Here is a 16,059-nt window from a genome sequence, read left to right as displayed (position 1 = left end):
GCTGCGACGACGGGTCAACACAAGGAGTGCGCGGTCCATGGCTGACGAGGCGAAGCTTCTCGACTACCTCAAGCGGGTCACCGCTGACCTGCACCAGGTGCGCCAGCGCCTGCGCGAGGTGGAGGCCGGTGAACAGGAACCGGTCGCCATCGTCTCCATGAGCTGCCGCTTCCCCGGCGGCGTGCGGTCGCCCGAGGACCTGTGGGAGGTGGTCGCGTCCGGTCGGGACGTGGTCTCCGACTTCCCGGAGGACCGCGGCTGGGACCTCGGGTCGCTCTACGACAGCGACCCCGAGCAGAGCGGTACGTCGTACACGCGGCAGGGCGGCTTCGTCCACGACCTGGCCGACTTCGACCCGGGCTTCTTCGCGATCTCCCCCCGGGAGGCGCTGGCGATGGACCCGCAGCAGCGCTGGCTGCTGGAGACCTCGTGGGAGGCCCTGGAGCGGGCCGGCATCGACCCGCACTCGCTGCGCGGCAGCCGCACCGGCGTCTTCGCCGGCAGCACCGGCCAGGACTACGGCACCGTGCTGATGGGCGCCGCGCAGGGCCTCGAGGGGCACCTGATGACCGGCAACGCCGGCAGCGTGGTCTCCGGCCGCATCGCCTACACCTTCGGGCTGGAGGGGCCGGCCGTCACCATCGACACCGCCTGCTCGTCCTCCCTGGTCGCCCTGCACCTCGCGGGCCAGGCGCTGCGGCAGCGGGAGTGCACCCTGGCCATCGTCGCCGGGGTCACCGCCATGTGCACCCCGGCCGCCTTCGTCGAGTTCTCCCGGCAGCGCGGCCTGGCCGCCGACGGCCGGTGCAAGGCGTTCGCCGCCGCCGCCGACGGGACCGGCTGGTCCGAGGGCGTCGGCGTCCTGGTGCTGGAACGGCTGTCGGACGCGCAGCGCAACGGCCACCCCATCCTCGCCGTGGTGCGGGGCAGCGCGGTGAACCAGGACGGTGCCTCCAACGGCCTGAGCGCCCCGAACGGGCCGTCGCAGCAGCGGGTGATCCAGCAGGCGCTGGCCAACGCCGGCCTCGCCGCCGGTGGCGTGGACGTCGTGGAGGCGCACGGCACCGGCACCCGGCTCGGCGACCCGATCGAGGCGCAGGCGCTGCTGGCCACGTACGGGCAGGACCGGGGCAACTCGGCGCCGCTGCTGCTCGGGTCGGTCAAGTCGAACATCGGCCACGCGCAGGCCGCCGCCGGGGTCGCCGGCGTCATCAAGATGGTCATGGCGATGCGGCACGGGCTCGTACCGCCCACCCTGCACGTCGACGAGCCGACCCCCGAGGTCGACTGGTCGGCCGGCGAGGTCTCGCTGGTGACCGAGGCGACGCCGTGGCCGGCGGTGGACCGGCCGCGCCGTTCGGCGGTCTCCTCGTTCGGCGTGTCCGGCACCAACGCGCACACCATCCTGGAGCAGGCCCCGGCACCGCAGCAGCCCCCGTCGGCCGCCGCGCCGGTGGTCGAGCGGCCGGTCGTGCCGGTGCCGGTGTCGGCCCGGGACGCCGCCGGCCTCGCCGCGCAGGCGGGCCGCTGGGCCGCCTGGATCGCCGCCGACGACACCCTGCGCCCCCTGGACGTGGCGTTCTCGTCGGTCACCTCCCGCTCCACCCTGGACCACCGGGCCGTGGTCTCCGTGACCGGCCGCGACGACCTGCTGGCCGGGCTGCGCGCCCTCGCCGCCGGGGAGCCGTCCGGCGCGGTCGTCACGGGCCAGGCCGGCGGCCGGGGATCGCTGGCGGTGCTCTTCTCCGGCCAGGGCGCGCAGCGCGCCGGCATGGGCCGGGAGCTGTACGCCGAGTTCCCGGTCTTCGCCGCCGCGCTCGACGAGGTGTGCGTGTACCTGGACGCGCTGCTGCCGCGCCCGCTGAAGGAGGTGCTGTTCGCTCCCGAGGGTTCCGCCGAGGCGGAGCTGCTGGACCAGACCGCGTTCACCCAGGCCGGGCTGTTCGCCGTCGAGGTGGCGCTGTTCCGCCTCGTGGAGTCCTTCGGGATCACACCGGACTTCGTGGGCGGCCACTCCATCGGCGAGGTCACCGCCGCGCACGTGGCGGGGGTGCTGTCCCTGGCGGACGCGGCGGCGCTGGTCGCGGCGCGGGGCCGGCTGATGCAGGCGCTGCCCACCGGCGGTGGGATGCTGGCCGTCGCGGCGGCCGAGGCCGACGTCCTCGCCACGCTCGACGGGCTGGTCGACGTGGGGATCGCGGCGGTGAACGGGCCGACCTCGGTGGTCGTCTCGGGTGCCGTGGACGTGCTGGACGAAGTGGAGCGGCTCTGGAAGGACCGGGGCGTACGCACGCGTCGGTTGACGGTGAGTCACGCGTTCCACAGCCCGCTGATGGAGCCGATGCTCGCCGACTTCCGGGCCGTCCTCGACGGGCTGACGTTCGCCGCGCCGACGCTGCCGATCGTGTCGAACGTGACCGGCGCGCTCGCCGACGCCGACGAGATCCGCACCGCCGACTACTGGGTGCGCCACGTCCGGCAGGCCGTCCGCTTCGCCGACGGGGTCGCCGCGCTGCGCGCCGCCGGGGCGGACACGTTCCTGGAGATCGGGCCGCGCAGCGTACTGACCGCGATGGCGGCGGACATCCTGCCCGGTGACGACGGCGTGCTGGCCGTCGCCGTGCAGCGCAAGGACCGGCCCGCCGTGCACGGGCTGCTGGCCGGGCTGGCCGAGCTGCACGCGCACGGGGTGGCCGTCGACTGGCAGCCGTGGTTCGCCGACACCGGCGCCCGGCGGGTGGACCTGCCCACGTACGCCTTCCAGCACCAGCGCTACTGGCCCGAGGCGGGCGCCGGGTGGACCGGCGACGTCACCGCGTTCGGCCTGCGGCCCGCGCAACACCCCCTGCTCGGGGCCGCCGTCGGCGTCGCGCACGCCGAGGGCTTCCTGTTCACCGGACGGCTGGCCCGGCGTACCCACCCGTGGATCTCCGACCACGTCGTCTTCGACACCGTGCTGCTGCCCGGCACGGGCTTCGTGGAACTCGCCCTCCAGGCCGGCGCGCACGTCGGCGCGGACCACGTCCGCGAACTCACCCTGGAGTCGCCGCTGATCCTGCCGGAGACCGGGGGCGTCGACATCCAGCTCTGGATCGGCCCGGCGGACGAGACCGGCTGCCGGTCCGTGTCGCTGCACTCCGCCCAGGACGGCGAGCCGACCGAGGGCGAGCGGGCCTGGACCCGCAACGCCAGCGGCGTGCTGGCCAGCGGCCCCGCCGCCCCGAGCGGCCCGGTCGGCTGGTCCGACCTGACCACCTGGCCGCCGCCCGGCGCGACCGAGGTCGGCACCGACGACCTGTACCTCAACCTCGCCGCCCAGGGCTACGACTACGGCCCGTCGTTCATCGCCCTGCGCTCCGCGTGGCGGCGCGGCGACGACCTCTTCGCCGAGCTGGCGCTGCCCGAGGCCCCCGCCGCCGAAGCCGGCGGGTACGGCCTGCACCCGGCCCTGCTCGACGCCGCGCTGCACACCCTCGGCCTGACCACGCCGGCCGGTGAGCCCTCCGGGGCCGACATGCCCCCGGGGTACGGCCGGCTGCCGTTCTCCTGGAACGACGTCGCCCTGCACGGCGCCGGCGCCGCGGCGGCCCGCGTCCGGGTGTCGCACACCGGCCCCGACAGCATCTCGCTGCTGCTCACCGACGTCACCGGCGCGCCCGTCATCTCCGTCGGCTCCCTCGTCCTGCGGCCGGTCTCCGCCGACCAGCTCCGCACCGCCTCCGGCGGCGGCACCGAGTCGCTGTTCCGGGTCGAGTGGGCGCCGCTCGCGCTGCCCGCCGGCCCGGCCACCGTCGACTGGGCGGTCATCGGCGACGCGGCGGCGCTCACCGACGCGGTCGTCGCCACCGGCACGGCCGTGACGGCGTACGCCGACCTGACCGCCCTGGCCACGGCCATGGACGACGGGACGGACGCACCCGGCGTGCTCGTCGTGCCGTTCCTCGACCCGCCCACGTCGGCGGACGTGCCCCGGGCCGTCGCCGAGGTGACCCACCGCGCGCTCGCCGTGCTCCAGCAGTTCCTCGCCGACGACCGCTACACGGCCTCCCGGCTGGTGGTGCTGACCTCAGGCGCGGTCGCCACCGAATGGGACACCGACCTGACCGACCTGGCCGGCGCCGCCGTGATCGGCCTGCTCCGCTCCGCCCAGTCGGAGAACCCCGACCGGTTCGTGCTGGTCGACGTCGACGACATCGCCGGCTGCGCCGCCGCGCTCGTCCCGGCCGTCGCGACCGACGAGCCGCAGGTCGTCATCCGGGCGGGCGTCGCCGCCGGCGCCCGGCTCACCCGGGTACCCGCCCCGAGCGAGCCGCCGGCCGCCCCGTTCGACTCCGACGGCACCGTCCTGATCACCGGCGCCACCGGCACCCTCGGCCAGCTCATGAGCCGGCACCTCGTGGACACGTACGGCGTCCGGCACCTGATCCTCACCAGCCGGCGCGGCCGCGCCGCCGGGGGCGTCGCGGAGCTCTGCGCCGAACTGGAGGCGCTCGGCGTGAGCGTCACCGTCGCCGCCTGCGACGTCGCCGACCGCGACGCCGTGGCCGAGCTGCTGGCCGGCATCCCGGCGGAGCACCCGCTCACCGCCGTCATCCACGCCGCCGGCGTCCGCGACGACGGCGTCATCTCCTCGCTCACCCCCGAGCGGATGGACGGCGTGCTGCGGCCCAAGGTCGACGCCGCCTGGCACCTGCACGAGCTGACCGCCGACCTCGACCTGAAGGCGTTCGTCTCGTACTCCTCGCTCGCCGCCACGGCCGGTGGCCCGGGCCAGGGCAACTACGCCGCCGCGAACGCGTTCCTCGACGGGCTGGCCCAGCACCGCAAGGCGCGCGGCCTCGCCGCCCTCACCCTCGCCTGGGGCCTCTGGGCCGACCGCAGCGGCATGACCACCGAGCTGGACGACGTCCACCTCAACCGGATCTCTCGCTCCGGCGTCGCCGCGATGGAGGCCGAGGAGGGGCTCGCCCTCTTCGACGCGGCCTGCCGCACCACCGACGCCGCGCTCGTCCCGGCCCGGCTGGACCTGGCCGCGATGAAGGTGCAGTTCGCCGGCGGGACCATCCCGCCGCTGTACCGGGCGCTGATCCGCACGCCCGCCCGCGCCGCCGCGGCCACCACCGGCGCCTCGCTGGTGCAGCAGCTCGCCGGGCTCGGCGAGTCCGAGCGGGCCGCCGCGCTCGTCGAGATCGTCCGGGGGCAGGCCGCCGCCGTGCTCGGCTACCCCGACCCGGCGGCCATCGAGCCGCGCCGGGCGTTCAGCGAGTTCGGCTTCGACTCGCTCACCGCCGTCGAGATGCGCAACCGGCTCAACAACGCGTTCGGGATGCGGCTGCCGGCCACCCTCGTCTTCGACTACCCGACCCCGCACGACCTGGCGGCCCACCTGGGTACGGAGATCGCCGGCACCCCGGTTCCCGTGCGGCCCGCGACCCCCACCGTGTCGGTCGGCGACGACGAGCCCCTCGCGATCATCGGCATGGCCTGCCGGCTGCCCGGCGGCGTGTGGTCGCCCGACGACCTGTGGCGGCTGGTGGTCGACGGCGTCGACGCGATCAGCGACCTGCCGACCGACCGCGGCTGGGACCTCGACAGCCTCTACAGCCCCGACCCGGACGCCCCCGGCACCTTCTACGCCCGCGGCGGCGGCTTCCTCAGCGGCGTGGACAAGTTCGACCCCGGCTTCTTCGGCATCTCGCCCCGCGAGGCCCTGGCCATGGACCCGCAGCAGCGGCTGCTGCTGGAGACCACCTGGGAGTCCTTCGAGTCCGCCGGCATCGACCCCACCGACGTACGGGGCAGCAGCACCGGCGTCTTCGTCGGCACCAGCGGCCAGGACTACGGCTCCTTGCTCGCGTACTCGCCGGAGGCCGCCGAGGGCTACATGCTGACCGGGATGACCAGCAGCGTCATCTCCGGCCGCGTGGCGTACACGTTCGGGCTGGAGGGGCCGGCGGTGTCGCTGGACACGGCCTGCTCGTCCTCGCTGGTCGCCCTGCACTGGGCCGGCCAGGCGCTGCGGCGCGGCGAGTGCGACATGGCCCTCGCCGGCGGCGTCATGGTGATGGCCACCCCGACCGCGTTCGTCGAGTTCTCTCGGCAGCGCGGCCTGGCCGCCGACGGCCGGTGCAAGTCCTTCGCCGCGTCCGCCGACGGCACCGGCTGGTCCGAGGGCGTCGGCATGCTGCTCGTGCAGCGGCTCTCCGACGCCCGCCGGCAGGGGCGCACCGTGTACGCGGTGGTGCGCGGCTCGGCGATCAACCAGGACGGCGCCTCCAACGGGCTGACCGCCCCGAACGGCCCCTCGCAGCAGCGGGTGATCCGCCAGGCCCTCGCGGCGGCGGGCCTGACCGCCGCCGACGTGGACGTGGTCGAGGCGCACGGCACCGGCACCACCCTCGGTGACCCGATCGAGGCGCAGGCCCTGCTCGCCACGTACGGGCGGGAGCGGCCCGCCGACCGGCCCCTGCTGCTCGGCTCGATCAAGTCGAACATCGGCCACGCCCAGGCCGCCGCCGGTGTGGCCGGCGTGATCAAGATGGTGCAGGCCATCCGGCACGGCCTCGTCCCGGCGACGCTGCACGTGGACGAGCCGTCCCCGCACATCGACTGGACCTCCGGCGCGGTCGAACTCGCCACGGAGTCGCGGCCCTGGCCGGCCGTGGACCGGCCGCGTCGGGCGGCGGTGTCGTCGTTCGGCATCTCCGGCACCAACGCCCACGTCATCATCGAGCAGGCCGACGAGCCGCAGGCCGTGGCCCCCGCCGAGCAGGGCCCCGGGCTCGTGGCCTCCGACGTCGTGGTGTGGCCGCTGTCGGGACGGTCGAAGGGCGCCCTGACCGGCCAGGCGGCCCGCCTGGCGGAGTACGTGCGCGAGCACGGCGAGGTGGACGCGGCGGCGGTGGGCTGGTCCCTCGCGGCCACCCGGTCGACGTTCGACCATCGGGCAGCCGTGATCGGGTCGAGCGCGGAGGAGTTGCTGGCGGGGCTGGACGCGCTGGCGTCCGGGTCGCCGGCCGGCAACGTCGTCGCGGCGGCGGCTTCGTCGCATGGCGCGGGTGCGGTGTTCGTGTTCCCGGGTCAGGGCGCGCAGTCGGCGCGGATGGCGGCCGGCCTGGTCGGTCGTACGCCGGTGTTCGACGCGCGTCTGGCGGAGTGCCAGCGGGCCCTGGCCCCGTACCTCGATGTCGACCTGGTGTCGGTGTTGACCGGGGACGACGAGTCGTGGCTGGCGCGGGTGGAGGTCGTGCAGCCGGTGCTGTGGGCCGTGGGTATGGCCCTGGCGGCGGTGTGGCAGCACGCCGGGGTTGCCCCGGCTGCGGTGGTTGGTCACTCGCAGGGCGAGATCGGCGCGGCGTGTGTGGCCGGGATCCTGAGCATCGAGGACGCGGCGAAGGCCGTGGCCCTGCGCTCGCGGGCGCTGACCGTGCTGCGGGGCACGGGGACGATGGCGTCGGTGGACCTGTCGGCCGAGGCGGTCGGCGAGCGGCTGTCGGCGTTCCCGGGTGTCGGGGTGGCGGCGGTGAACGGCCCGTCGACGGTGGTGGTGTCGGGTCCGCCGCAGCCGGTCGCGGATCTGGTGGAGGCGTGTCAGGCCGACGGGGTGCGGGCGCGGTTGATCCCGGTGGACTACGCGTCGCACTCGGCGGCCGTGCAGGACGTCGCGGAGCAGTTGCGCGCCGACCTGGCCGACGTCACCCCCCAGGCCGGTCACACCCGGCTCGTCTCCACGCTGACCGGGGACTGGGTCGATCCCGCCTCGATGACGGCGGACTACTGGTACGAGAACCTGCGGCAGACGGTGCAGTTCGACGCGGCCGTGCGCGTCGCTGTCGCCGCCGGGCACACCACGTTCATCGAGATCTCCCCGCATCCGGTGTTGACGATGCCGGTGACGGCGATCCTCGACGACACGGGCGCCACCGGGCACACGCTGGGTAGCCTGCGCAGGGGCGACGACGACGCGACGCGGCTGCTGACCAACCTGGCCACCGCCCACGCGATCGGCCTGCCCGTCGACCTGACGGCCGTGCTGACCCGGACCGACGCCGTGGCGCTGCCCACGTACGCCTTCGACCACCAGCGGTACTGGGTCGAGCCGCCGGTCCACCGGGCGCAGGACGTCAGCTCCGCCGGCCTCCAGGACGCCGGACACCCGCTGCTCAGCGCCACGCTGACCTTCCCCGACAGCGAGCGGATGGTCTTCACCGGGCGGCTGTCGGTGCGTACCCACCCGTGGCTCGGCGAGCACCGGGTGATGGACAACATCCTGCTGCCCGGCACCGCCTTCGTCGAGCTGGCCACGTACGCCGGCGAGCAGGCCGGCTGCCCGACGGTGGAGGAGCTGACCCTGCTCGCCCCGCTCGTCCTGCCCGAACTCGGCGCGCTCCAGGTGCAGCTGATGGTCGGCGACCGGGACGACGATGGGCGGCGCAGCGTCCAGCTCTACTCCCGGCCCTACCGGGACGGCTCCGACGAGATCCTGGCCGACGTCGCCTGGACCTGCCACGCCACCGGTCTGCTCGGCCCGCAGCCGGCCGACGCCGCACCCGCCTTCGACCTGGGGGTGTGGCCGCCGCCCGGCGCGACGCGCGTCGAGGCCGACGACTTCTACTCCGGCATCGAGGCCACCGTCTTCGGGTACGGCCCGGCCTTCCGCGGCCTGCGCGCCGCGTGGACCCGCGACGACGAGGTCTTCGCCGAGGTCGAGCTGCCCGCCGACCACCACGCCGAGGCCGGCCGCTTCGGCGTGCACCCGGCGCTGCTGGACGGCGCGTTGCAGGCCATGTCGATCGGCGGCTTCCTCGGCCGGATGGGCGACGGCGCCGACGCCAGCGTGCCCCGCCTGCCGTTCGCCTGGACCGGGGTCTCGCTGCTCGCCGCCGGGGCCACCGCCCTGCGCGTCCGCGTCGCGGCGGCCGGCGAGGTCGGCGTCTCCTTCCAGGTGGCCGACGCCACCGGCGCCCCGGTGCTGCACGTCGACTCGCTGATCATGCGCCGGGTCTCCGGCGACTCGCTCGGCGCGGCCCGCTCCGGCCGGCACGAGTCGCTGTTCCAGGTGGACTGGCCGGTGCTGCCGGTGCCCACCGGCCCCGTACCGGCGGCCACCCGCTGGGTGGCGCTCGGCGACGACCTGGCCCTCAGCGCCGCCTGCGAGGCGGCCGGCGCCCGGGTGCGTACCGACGTCGGCCTCGACTCGCTGGGCGACCTGCTCGCCGGGGGTGAGCCGGCGCCCGAGGCGGTGATCGTCCCCGTCGGCGACGTCGGGGACCCGACGGACCCGGCGTTGGCCGGGCAGGCGCGGGCCACCACGCACCGTACCCTCGCCGCGTTGCGGACCTGGCTCGCCGACGACCGGTTCGCCGACTCGCGGCTGGTGCTGGTCACCCGCGACGCGGTCGCGGCGGGCGGGCAGCAGACGGTCAACCTTCGCCAGGCCCCGGTCTGGGGTCTGCTGCGCACCGCGCAGCTCGAACACCCGGGCCGGTGCCAGCTCGTCGACCTCGACGACACCCCGGACAGCGCCGCCGCGCTGGCCGCCGCCGTCGCCTCCGGCGAGCCGCAGCTCGCCGTACGGGCCGGGCAGGTCCGCACGCCACGGCTCGGGCGGGTCCCGGCCGGGGTGGAGCCGCTGCCGGGCGGCATCGACCCGGACGGCACCGTGCTGATCACCGGCGGGACGGGCGTGCTGGGCCGCATCCTGGCCCGCCACCTCGCCACCACCCACGGCGTACGGCACCTGCTGCTGGCCGGGCGGCGCGGCGCGGCGGCCGAGGGGATCGACGACCTGGTCACCGAACTCGCCGGCGCCGGTACGGAGGTGACCGTCGCGGCCTGCGACGCCGCCGACCCCGACGCCCTGTCGGCGCTGCTGGCCGGGGTGCCCGCCGCGCACCCGCTCACCGCCGTGGTGCACGCCGCTGGCGTCCTCGACGACGGCGTGCTGGAGTCGATGACCCCCGAGCGGGTGGACGCGGTCGCCGTACCCAAGATCGACGCGGCGTGGCACCTGCACCGCCTCACGGCCGACGCGGACCTCGCGGCCTTCGTCCTGTTCTCCTCGGCGGCGGCCACCCTGGGCAGCGCGGGCCAGTCCAACTACGCGGCGTCGAACGCCTTCCTCGACGCCCTCGCGGCGCACCGCCGGGCCCGTGGGCTCGCCGGCATCTCGCTCGCGTGGGGACTGTGGGAGCAGGCCAGCGGCATGACCGGCCACCTCGGCGACGACGACGTGCGGCGGATGGCCGAGCAGGGCGCCGCCGGTCTCGCCACCGAGCAGGCGCTGAACCTCTTCGACGCCGCGTGGCGGCTCGACGCGGCGGCCGTCGTACCGATGCGCCTGGACGTCGGGACGCTGCGCGGGCAGGCGGAGGCCGGCACCCTCGCGCCCATGCTCCGGGCCCTGGTCCGGGTGCCGCTGCGGCGCTCCGTCGACGCCACCGGCGCCCGCTCCGGCGGGGTGCAGCTCAGCCAGCGACTCGCCGGCCTGGCCGGCCCGGAGCGGCTCAAGGTGGTGCTCGACGTGGTACGGGCGAACATCGCCGCCGTCCTCGGCCACGCCGGCGCCGACGCCGTCGACCCGAACCGGCTCTTCACCGACCTGGGCTTCGACTCGCTCACCGCCGTCGACCTGCGCAACCGGCTCAACGGCCTGTCCGGGCTGCGGCTGCCGGCGACGCTGGTCTTCGACTACCCGACGCCGACGGCGCTCGCCGAGAAGCTGACCAGCGAGATCGCCGCCGACGCGGCGCCCTCCACGCAACCGCTCTTCCAGGGCATCGACACGGTGGAGAGCCTGCTCAACAGCATCCCGCTCGACCCGGCGGCCCGGGCCCGGTTCACCGCCCGCATGCAGGACCTGCTCGCCAAGGCGTCCGACCTGGCGGCCGGGCCCGCCGCCGAGCCGGACCGGCCCGACCTCGACTCGGCCAGCGACGACGAGATCTTCGACTTCATCAGCAAAGAGTTTGGAATCTCCTGAGATGACCAACCTTCGAATCGAGGCAGGGGCCACCCGATGAGCGACGACAAGCTGCGGTACTTCCTCAAGCGGGTGACCGCCGACCTGCACGACACCAAGCGCAAGCTGCAGACCGTCGAGGCCCGGGATCAGGAGCCGCTGGCCATCGTCTCCATGAGCTGCCGCTTCCCCGGTGGGGTCCGGTCGCCGGAGGACCTGTGGGAGCTCGTCGCCGACGGCCGGGACGCGCTCACCGAGTTCCCCGACGACCGGGGGTGGGACCTGGAGGCGCTCTACGACCCGGACCCCAACAAGCCGGGCAAGAGCTACACCCGCATCGGCGGGTTCCTCGACGGCGCCGGTGACTTCGACCCGTCCCTCTTCGGCATCTCCCCGCGTGAGGCCCTCGCCATGGACCCGCAGCAGCGGCTGCTGCTGGAGACGTCCTGGGAGGCCGTCGAGCGGGCCGGCATCGACCCGCTGTCGCTGCGCGGCAGCTCCACCGGTGTCTTCGTCGGGCTGAGCACGTCCAACTACGGCATGGGTCTGCCGAACGTGCCCGAGGGCGTCGACATGTACATCGGCACCGGCAACACCACAAGCGTCGCGTCCGGCCGGATCTCGTTCACCCTCGGCCTCAACGGCCCGGCCGTCACCGTGGACACCGCCTGCTCCTCCTCGCTGGTGGCCCTGCACCTCGCCGTGAACGCGCTGCGTCGCGGCGAGTGCGACCTGGCCATCGCCGGCGGCGTCACCGTCATGGTCACCCCGGGCGTGTTCGTCGTCTTCTCCCGGCAGCGCGGCATGTCCGTCGACGGCCGGTGCAGGGCCTTCGCCGCCGGCGCGGACGGCACCGGCTGGGGCGAGGGCGGCGGCGTGCTCGTCGTGGAGCGGCTGGCCGACGCCGAGCGCAACGGCCACCCGATCCTCGCCGTGATCCGGGGCAGCGCCCTCAACCAGGACGGCGCGTCCAACGGGCTCACCGCCCCGAACGGCCCCTCCCAGCAGCGGGTCATCCGGCAGGCCCTCGCCAACGCCCGGCTCGGCACCGCCGACGTCGACATGGTCGAGGCGCACGGCACCGGCACCACCCTCGGCGACCCCATCGAGGCGCAGGCGCTCATCGCCACGTACGGGCAGGACCGGCCGGCCGACCGGCCGCTGTGGCTGGGCTCGGTGAAGTCGAACATCGGCCACACCCAGAGCGCCGCCGGCGTCGCCGGGCTGGTCAAGATGGTGATGGCGCTGCGCAACGGCGTCATGCCGGAGACCCTGCACGTCGACGAGCCCTCCCCGCATGTGGACTGGACCGCCGGGGCCGTGTCCCTGCTCACCGAGTCCAAGCCGTGGCCGGAACTGGACCGCCCCCGCCGCGGCGGTGTCTCCTCCTTCGGTGTCAGCGGCACCAACGCGCACGTGATCCTGGAGGAGTACCGGCCGCGCGTCGCCGACCCTGTCGCCGTCGACGGCGAGGAGGCCGTCGAGGCCACCGCCGTCGAGCCCGCGCGACGTCCCGGCCTGGTCGCCTCCGACGTCACCCTCTGGCCGGTGTCGGCCCGGTCGAAGACCGCCCTCGCCGGGCAGGCCGCCCGGCTCGCGCGGCACGTGCGCGAGCACGGCGACCTCGCCCCGACGGCGGTCGGCTGGTCGCTGGCCACCACCCGCTCGACGTTCGACCACCGCGCCACCGTCGTCGCCTCGACCGCCGACGAGCTGCTCGCCGGGCTGGACGCCCTCGCCGCCGGCCAGCCGGCCGGCAACCTCGTCACCGGTACGGTCACCAGCGCCGGCACCGGCCCCGTCTTCGTGTTCCCCGGCCAGGGCGCCCAGTCGGCGCGGATGGCGGCCGGCCTCGTCGGTCGTACGCCGGTGTTCGACGCGAAGCTGGCCGAGTGCCAGCGGGCCCTGGCCCCGTACCTCGACGTCGACCTGGTGTCGGTGCTCACCGGCGACGACGAGTCGTGGCTCGATCGGGTCGAGGTCGTGCAGCCGGTCCTGTGGGCCGTCGGCATCGCCCTCGCGGCCGTGTGGCGCGCGGCGGGCGTCGTCCCGGACGCGGTCGTCGGCCACTCGCAGGGCGAGATCGGCGCCGCCTGCGTGGCCGGCATCCTCACCCTGGAGGACGCCGCCCGGACGGTGGCGCTGCGCTCCCGTGCGCTCGCCGTGCTGCGCGGCACCGGCACGATGGCGTCGGTGGACCTGCCGGCCGACGCGGTCGCCGAGCGGCTGCCGGCCTTCCCGGGCGTCGGGGTGGCGGCCGTCAACGGCCCGTCCACCGTCGTGGTCTCCGGCCCGCCGCAGCCCGTGGCCGACCTCGTCGCGGCGTGCCAGGCCGAGGGCCTGCGCGCCCGGCTCATCCCCGTCGACTACGCCTCCCACTCCGAGGCCGTGCAGCAGGTCGCCGAGCAGCTCCGCGCGGACCTGGCCGACGTCACCCCCCGGGCCGGCCACACCCGGCTCGTCTCCACCCTGACCGGGGACTGGGTCGACCCCGCCGCGATGACCGCCGACTACTGGTACGACAACCTGCGCCGGACCGTGCGGTTCGACGCGGCCGTGCGCACGGCGATCGCCGCCGGGCACACCACCTTCGTGGAGATCAGCCCCCACCCGGTGCTGACGATGCCGGTCACGGCGATCCTCGACGACAGCGGCGTCACCGGCCACACCCTGGGCAGCCTGCGCCGCGGCGACGACGACCCGACGCGCCTGCTGACCAACCTCGCCACCGCGCACGCCATCGGCCTGCCCGTCGACCTGGCGGACGTCCTCGCCGAGACCGACGTCGCGCCGCTGCCCACGTACGCCTTCGACCACCAGCGGTTCTGGCTCGACGGCAGTGGCGGCCCCGACCTGGAGAGCCTGCTCTCCGGCGCCGGCGACCCCAGCGACGCGAGCTTCTGGGCGGCCGTGGAACGCGGCGACGTCACCGCCCTCGCCGAGACCATCGCCACCGACGAGACCCCGGCGCACGAGGTCCTCGACGCGCTGCTGCCGGCCCTGCCGCTGCTCACCTCCTGGCGGCGGCAGCGGCGCCGGCAGTCCGACATCGACAGCTGGCGCTACCAGGACACCTGGAAGCCCCTGACCGGCGTCGCCAACCGGGGCATGAGCGGCACCTGGGTCGTGGTCATGCCGACCGGCGACATCATCGAGCCCTGGCAGGATGCCTGCGTCGAGGCGTTCACGGCCGCCGGCGCGACGCTGGTCCCGGTCGCCGTCTCCACCCCCGACGTCGACCGCGACCAGTTCGGCAAGCTGCTTCAGGAGGCGCTCGCCGCCGCACCGGGCGGCGACGCCGCCGCCCCCGAGGTGACCGGCGTGGTCTCGCTGCTCGCCTTCGACGAGCTGGCCCACCCGCTGCACCCGTCCGTGCCCGGCGGATTCGCCGCCACCGTCGCGCTCTTCCAGGCCCTCGGCGACATCGGCCTGCGCGCCCCCATGTGGAGCGTCACCTCCGGCGCGGCCTCCGTCGGCATGGCCGACCTGCTGCGCTCCCCGGTGCAGTCGCTGGTCTGGGGCTTCGGCCGGGTCGCCGCGCTGGAGCACCCGCAGCGCTGGGGCGGTCTCGTGGACCTGCCCGAGGCCGTCGAGGACCGCTGCGCCGACCTGCTGGTCACGGCCCTCACCACCGCCGGGGAGGAGGACCAGATCGCGGTACGCCCCAGCGGTCTGCTCGCCCGCCGGCTCACCCGGGTCCCGCTCGGCGACAGCCAGCCCGCCAACCCGTGGCAACCGTACGGCACGGCGCTGGTCACCGGCGGCACCGGCGCGCTCGGTGGGCACGCCGCCCGCTGGCTGGCCCGCAGCGGCGTGGAGAACATCGTCGTCGTCAGCCGGCGGGGCATGGCCGCGCCGGGCGCGCAGCAGCTCGTCGACGACCTCACCGAGCTGGGCGCCCAGGCCACCGTCGTCGAGTGCGACGCCTCCGACCGCGACGCGCTGGCCGACCTGATCGACGCGATCCCCGCCGAGTACCCGCTCACCGCCGTCGTGCACGCCTCCGCCGTGCTCGACGACGCCATGATCAACGACATCCGGCCGGAGCAGATCGAGCGCGTGCTCCAGGCCAAGGTCGACGTCGCGTACAACCTGCACGAGCTGACCCTCGACCACGAGCTGTCGGCGTTCATCATGTTCTCGTCCTTCGCCGGCAGCGTGGCCAGCTCCGGCGTCGGCAACTACGCCCCGAGCAACGCGTTCCTCGACGCGCTGGCCCAGCACCGGCGCGGCCTCGGCCTGACCGCCACCAGCGTCGCCTGGGGGGCGTGGGCCGGCGGCGGCATGGCCGACGGGCCGCTCGGCGAGCTGCTGCACCGCCACGGCGTACCCGAGATGACCCCCGACGCGGCCATCGCCGCGCTGCACCAGGCCGTCGACCACGGCGAGGCGTTCCTCACCATCGCCGACATCGCCTGGGAGCGGTTCTCCGTCGCCTTCACCGCCACCCGGCCCGGCCCGCTGATCAGTGACCTGCCGGACGTGCGGCGGCTCGCCACGGCCGAGAAGGTCGCCAGCGTGGAGGCCGGCGACGGCCCGGAGTCGTTGCAGGAGCGGCTCGCCGGGCTGCCCGCCGCCGAGCGGCTCGCCGTGCTGCTCGGCCTGGTCCGCAGCCAGGTCGCCGCCGTGCTCAACTACCCGTCCGCCGAGTCGGTGGACGAGCACCGGGCGTTCCGGGAGCTGGGCTTCGACTCCGTCACCGCCGTCGAGCTGCGCAACCGGCTCGGCTCGGCCACCGGCGTGGCCCTCCCGGTCACCCTGGTCTTCGACTACCCGACCCCGACGACCCTGGCGGAGTACCTGTTCGCCGAGGTCGCCCACGACGACGTGGTCACCCCGACCGCCCTCCTCGACGATCTGGACCGGATCGCCGACAGCCTCGACGTGGTGGCGCGCGACGAGGCCGCCCGGGTGCGGGCCACCGTACGCCTCCAGGCGATGCTCTCCCGGCTCGCCCAGGACAGCGGTGGCGCCGACATCGGCCGGCACCTCGACGACGCCACCGACGACGAACTGTTCGCGATGGTGGACAAGGACCTCGGCATCTCCTGACCTCCAGCTCCAGCTCTCTCCCGTCCCTTTCGAGGAAGCGGCACTCC

The 16,059-nt window shown here is 75.2% G+C and carries 2 protein-coding genes; both read left to right on the top strand.

The genetic code is table 11. The features are described from left to right. Positions 1–37 precede the first annotated feature (37 nt). Positions 38–10,981 carry a type I polyketide synthase gene (locus AC5L34_RS23990; protein ID WP_494827073.1) on the top strand — a complete coding sequence of 3,648 codons (10,944 nt, stop codon included), beginning with the start codon at positions 38–40 and terminating at the stop codon, positions 10,979–10,981. Between the two features lie 36 nt (positions 10,982–11,017). Then, positions 11,018–16,012: a type I polyketide synthase gene (locus AC5L34_RS23985; RefSeq protein WP_494827071.1), complete on the top strand. Its 4,995-nt coding sequence runs from the start codon at positions 11,018–11,020 to the stop codon at positions 16,010–16,012. Positions 16,013–16,059: the final 47 nt, after the last annotated feature.

Source organism: Micromonospora sp. ZG13, assembly GCF_059359355.1.
The sequence above is the reverse complement of the archived record's forward strand: the minus strand, read 5'-3'. Positions and strand labels throughout refer to the sequence as shown.

Coding starts and splice junctions, on each gene's coding strand:
- AC5L34_RS23990 (WP_494827073.1), top strand. CDS start 38: ATGGCTGACGAGGCGAAGCTTCTCGACTACCTCAAGCGGGTCACCGCT.
- AC5L34_RS23985 (WP_494827071.1), top strand. CDS start 11,018: ATGAGCGACGACAAGCTGCGGTACTTCCTCAAGCGGGTGACCGCCGAC.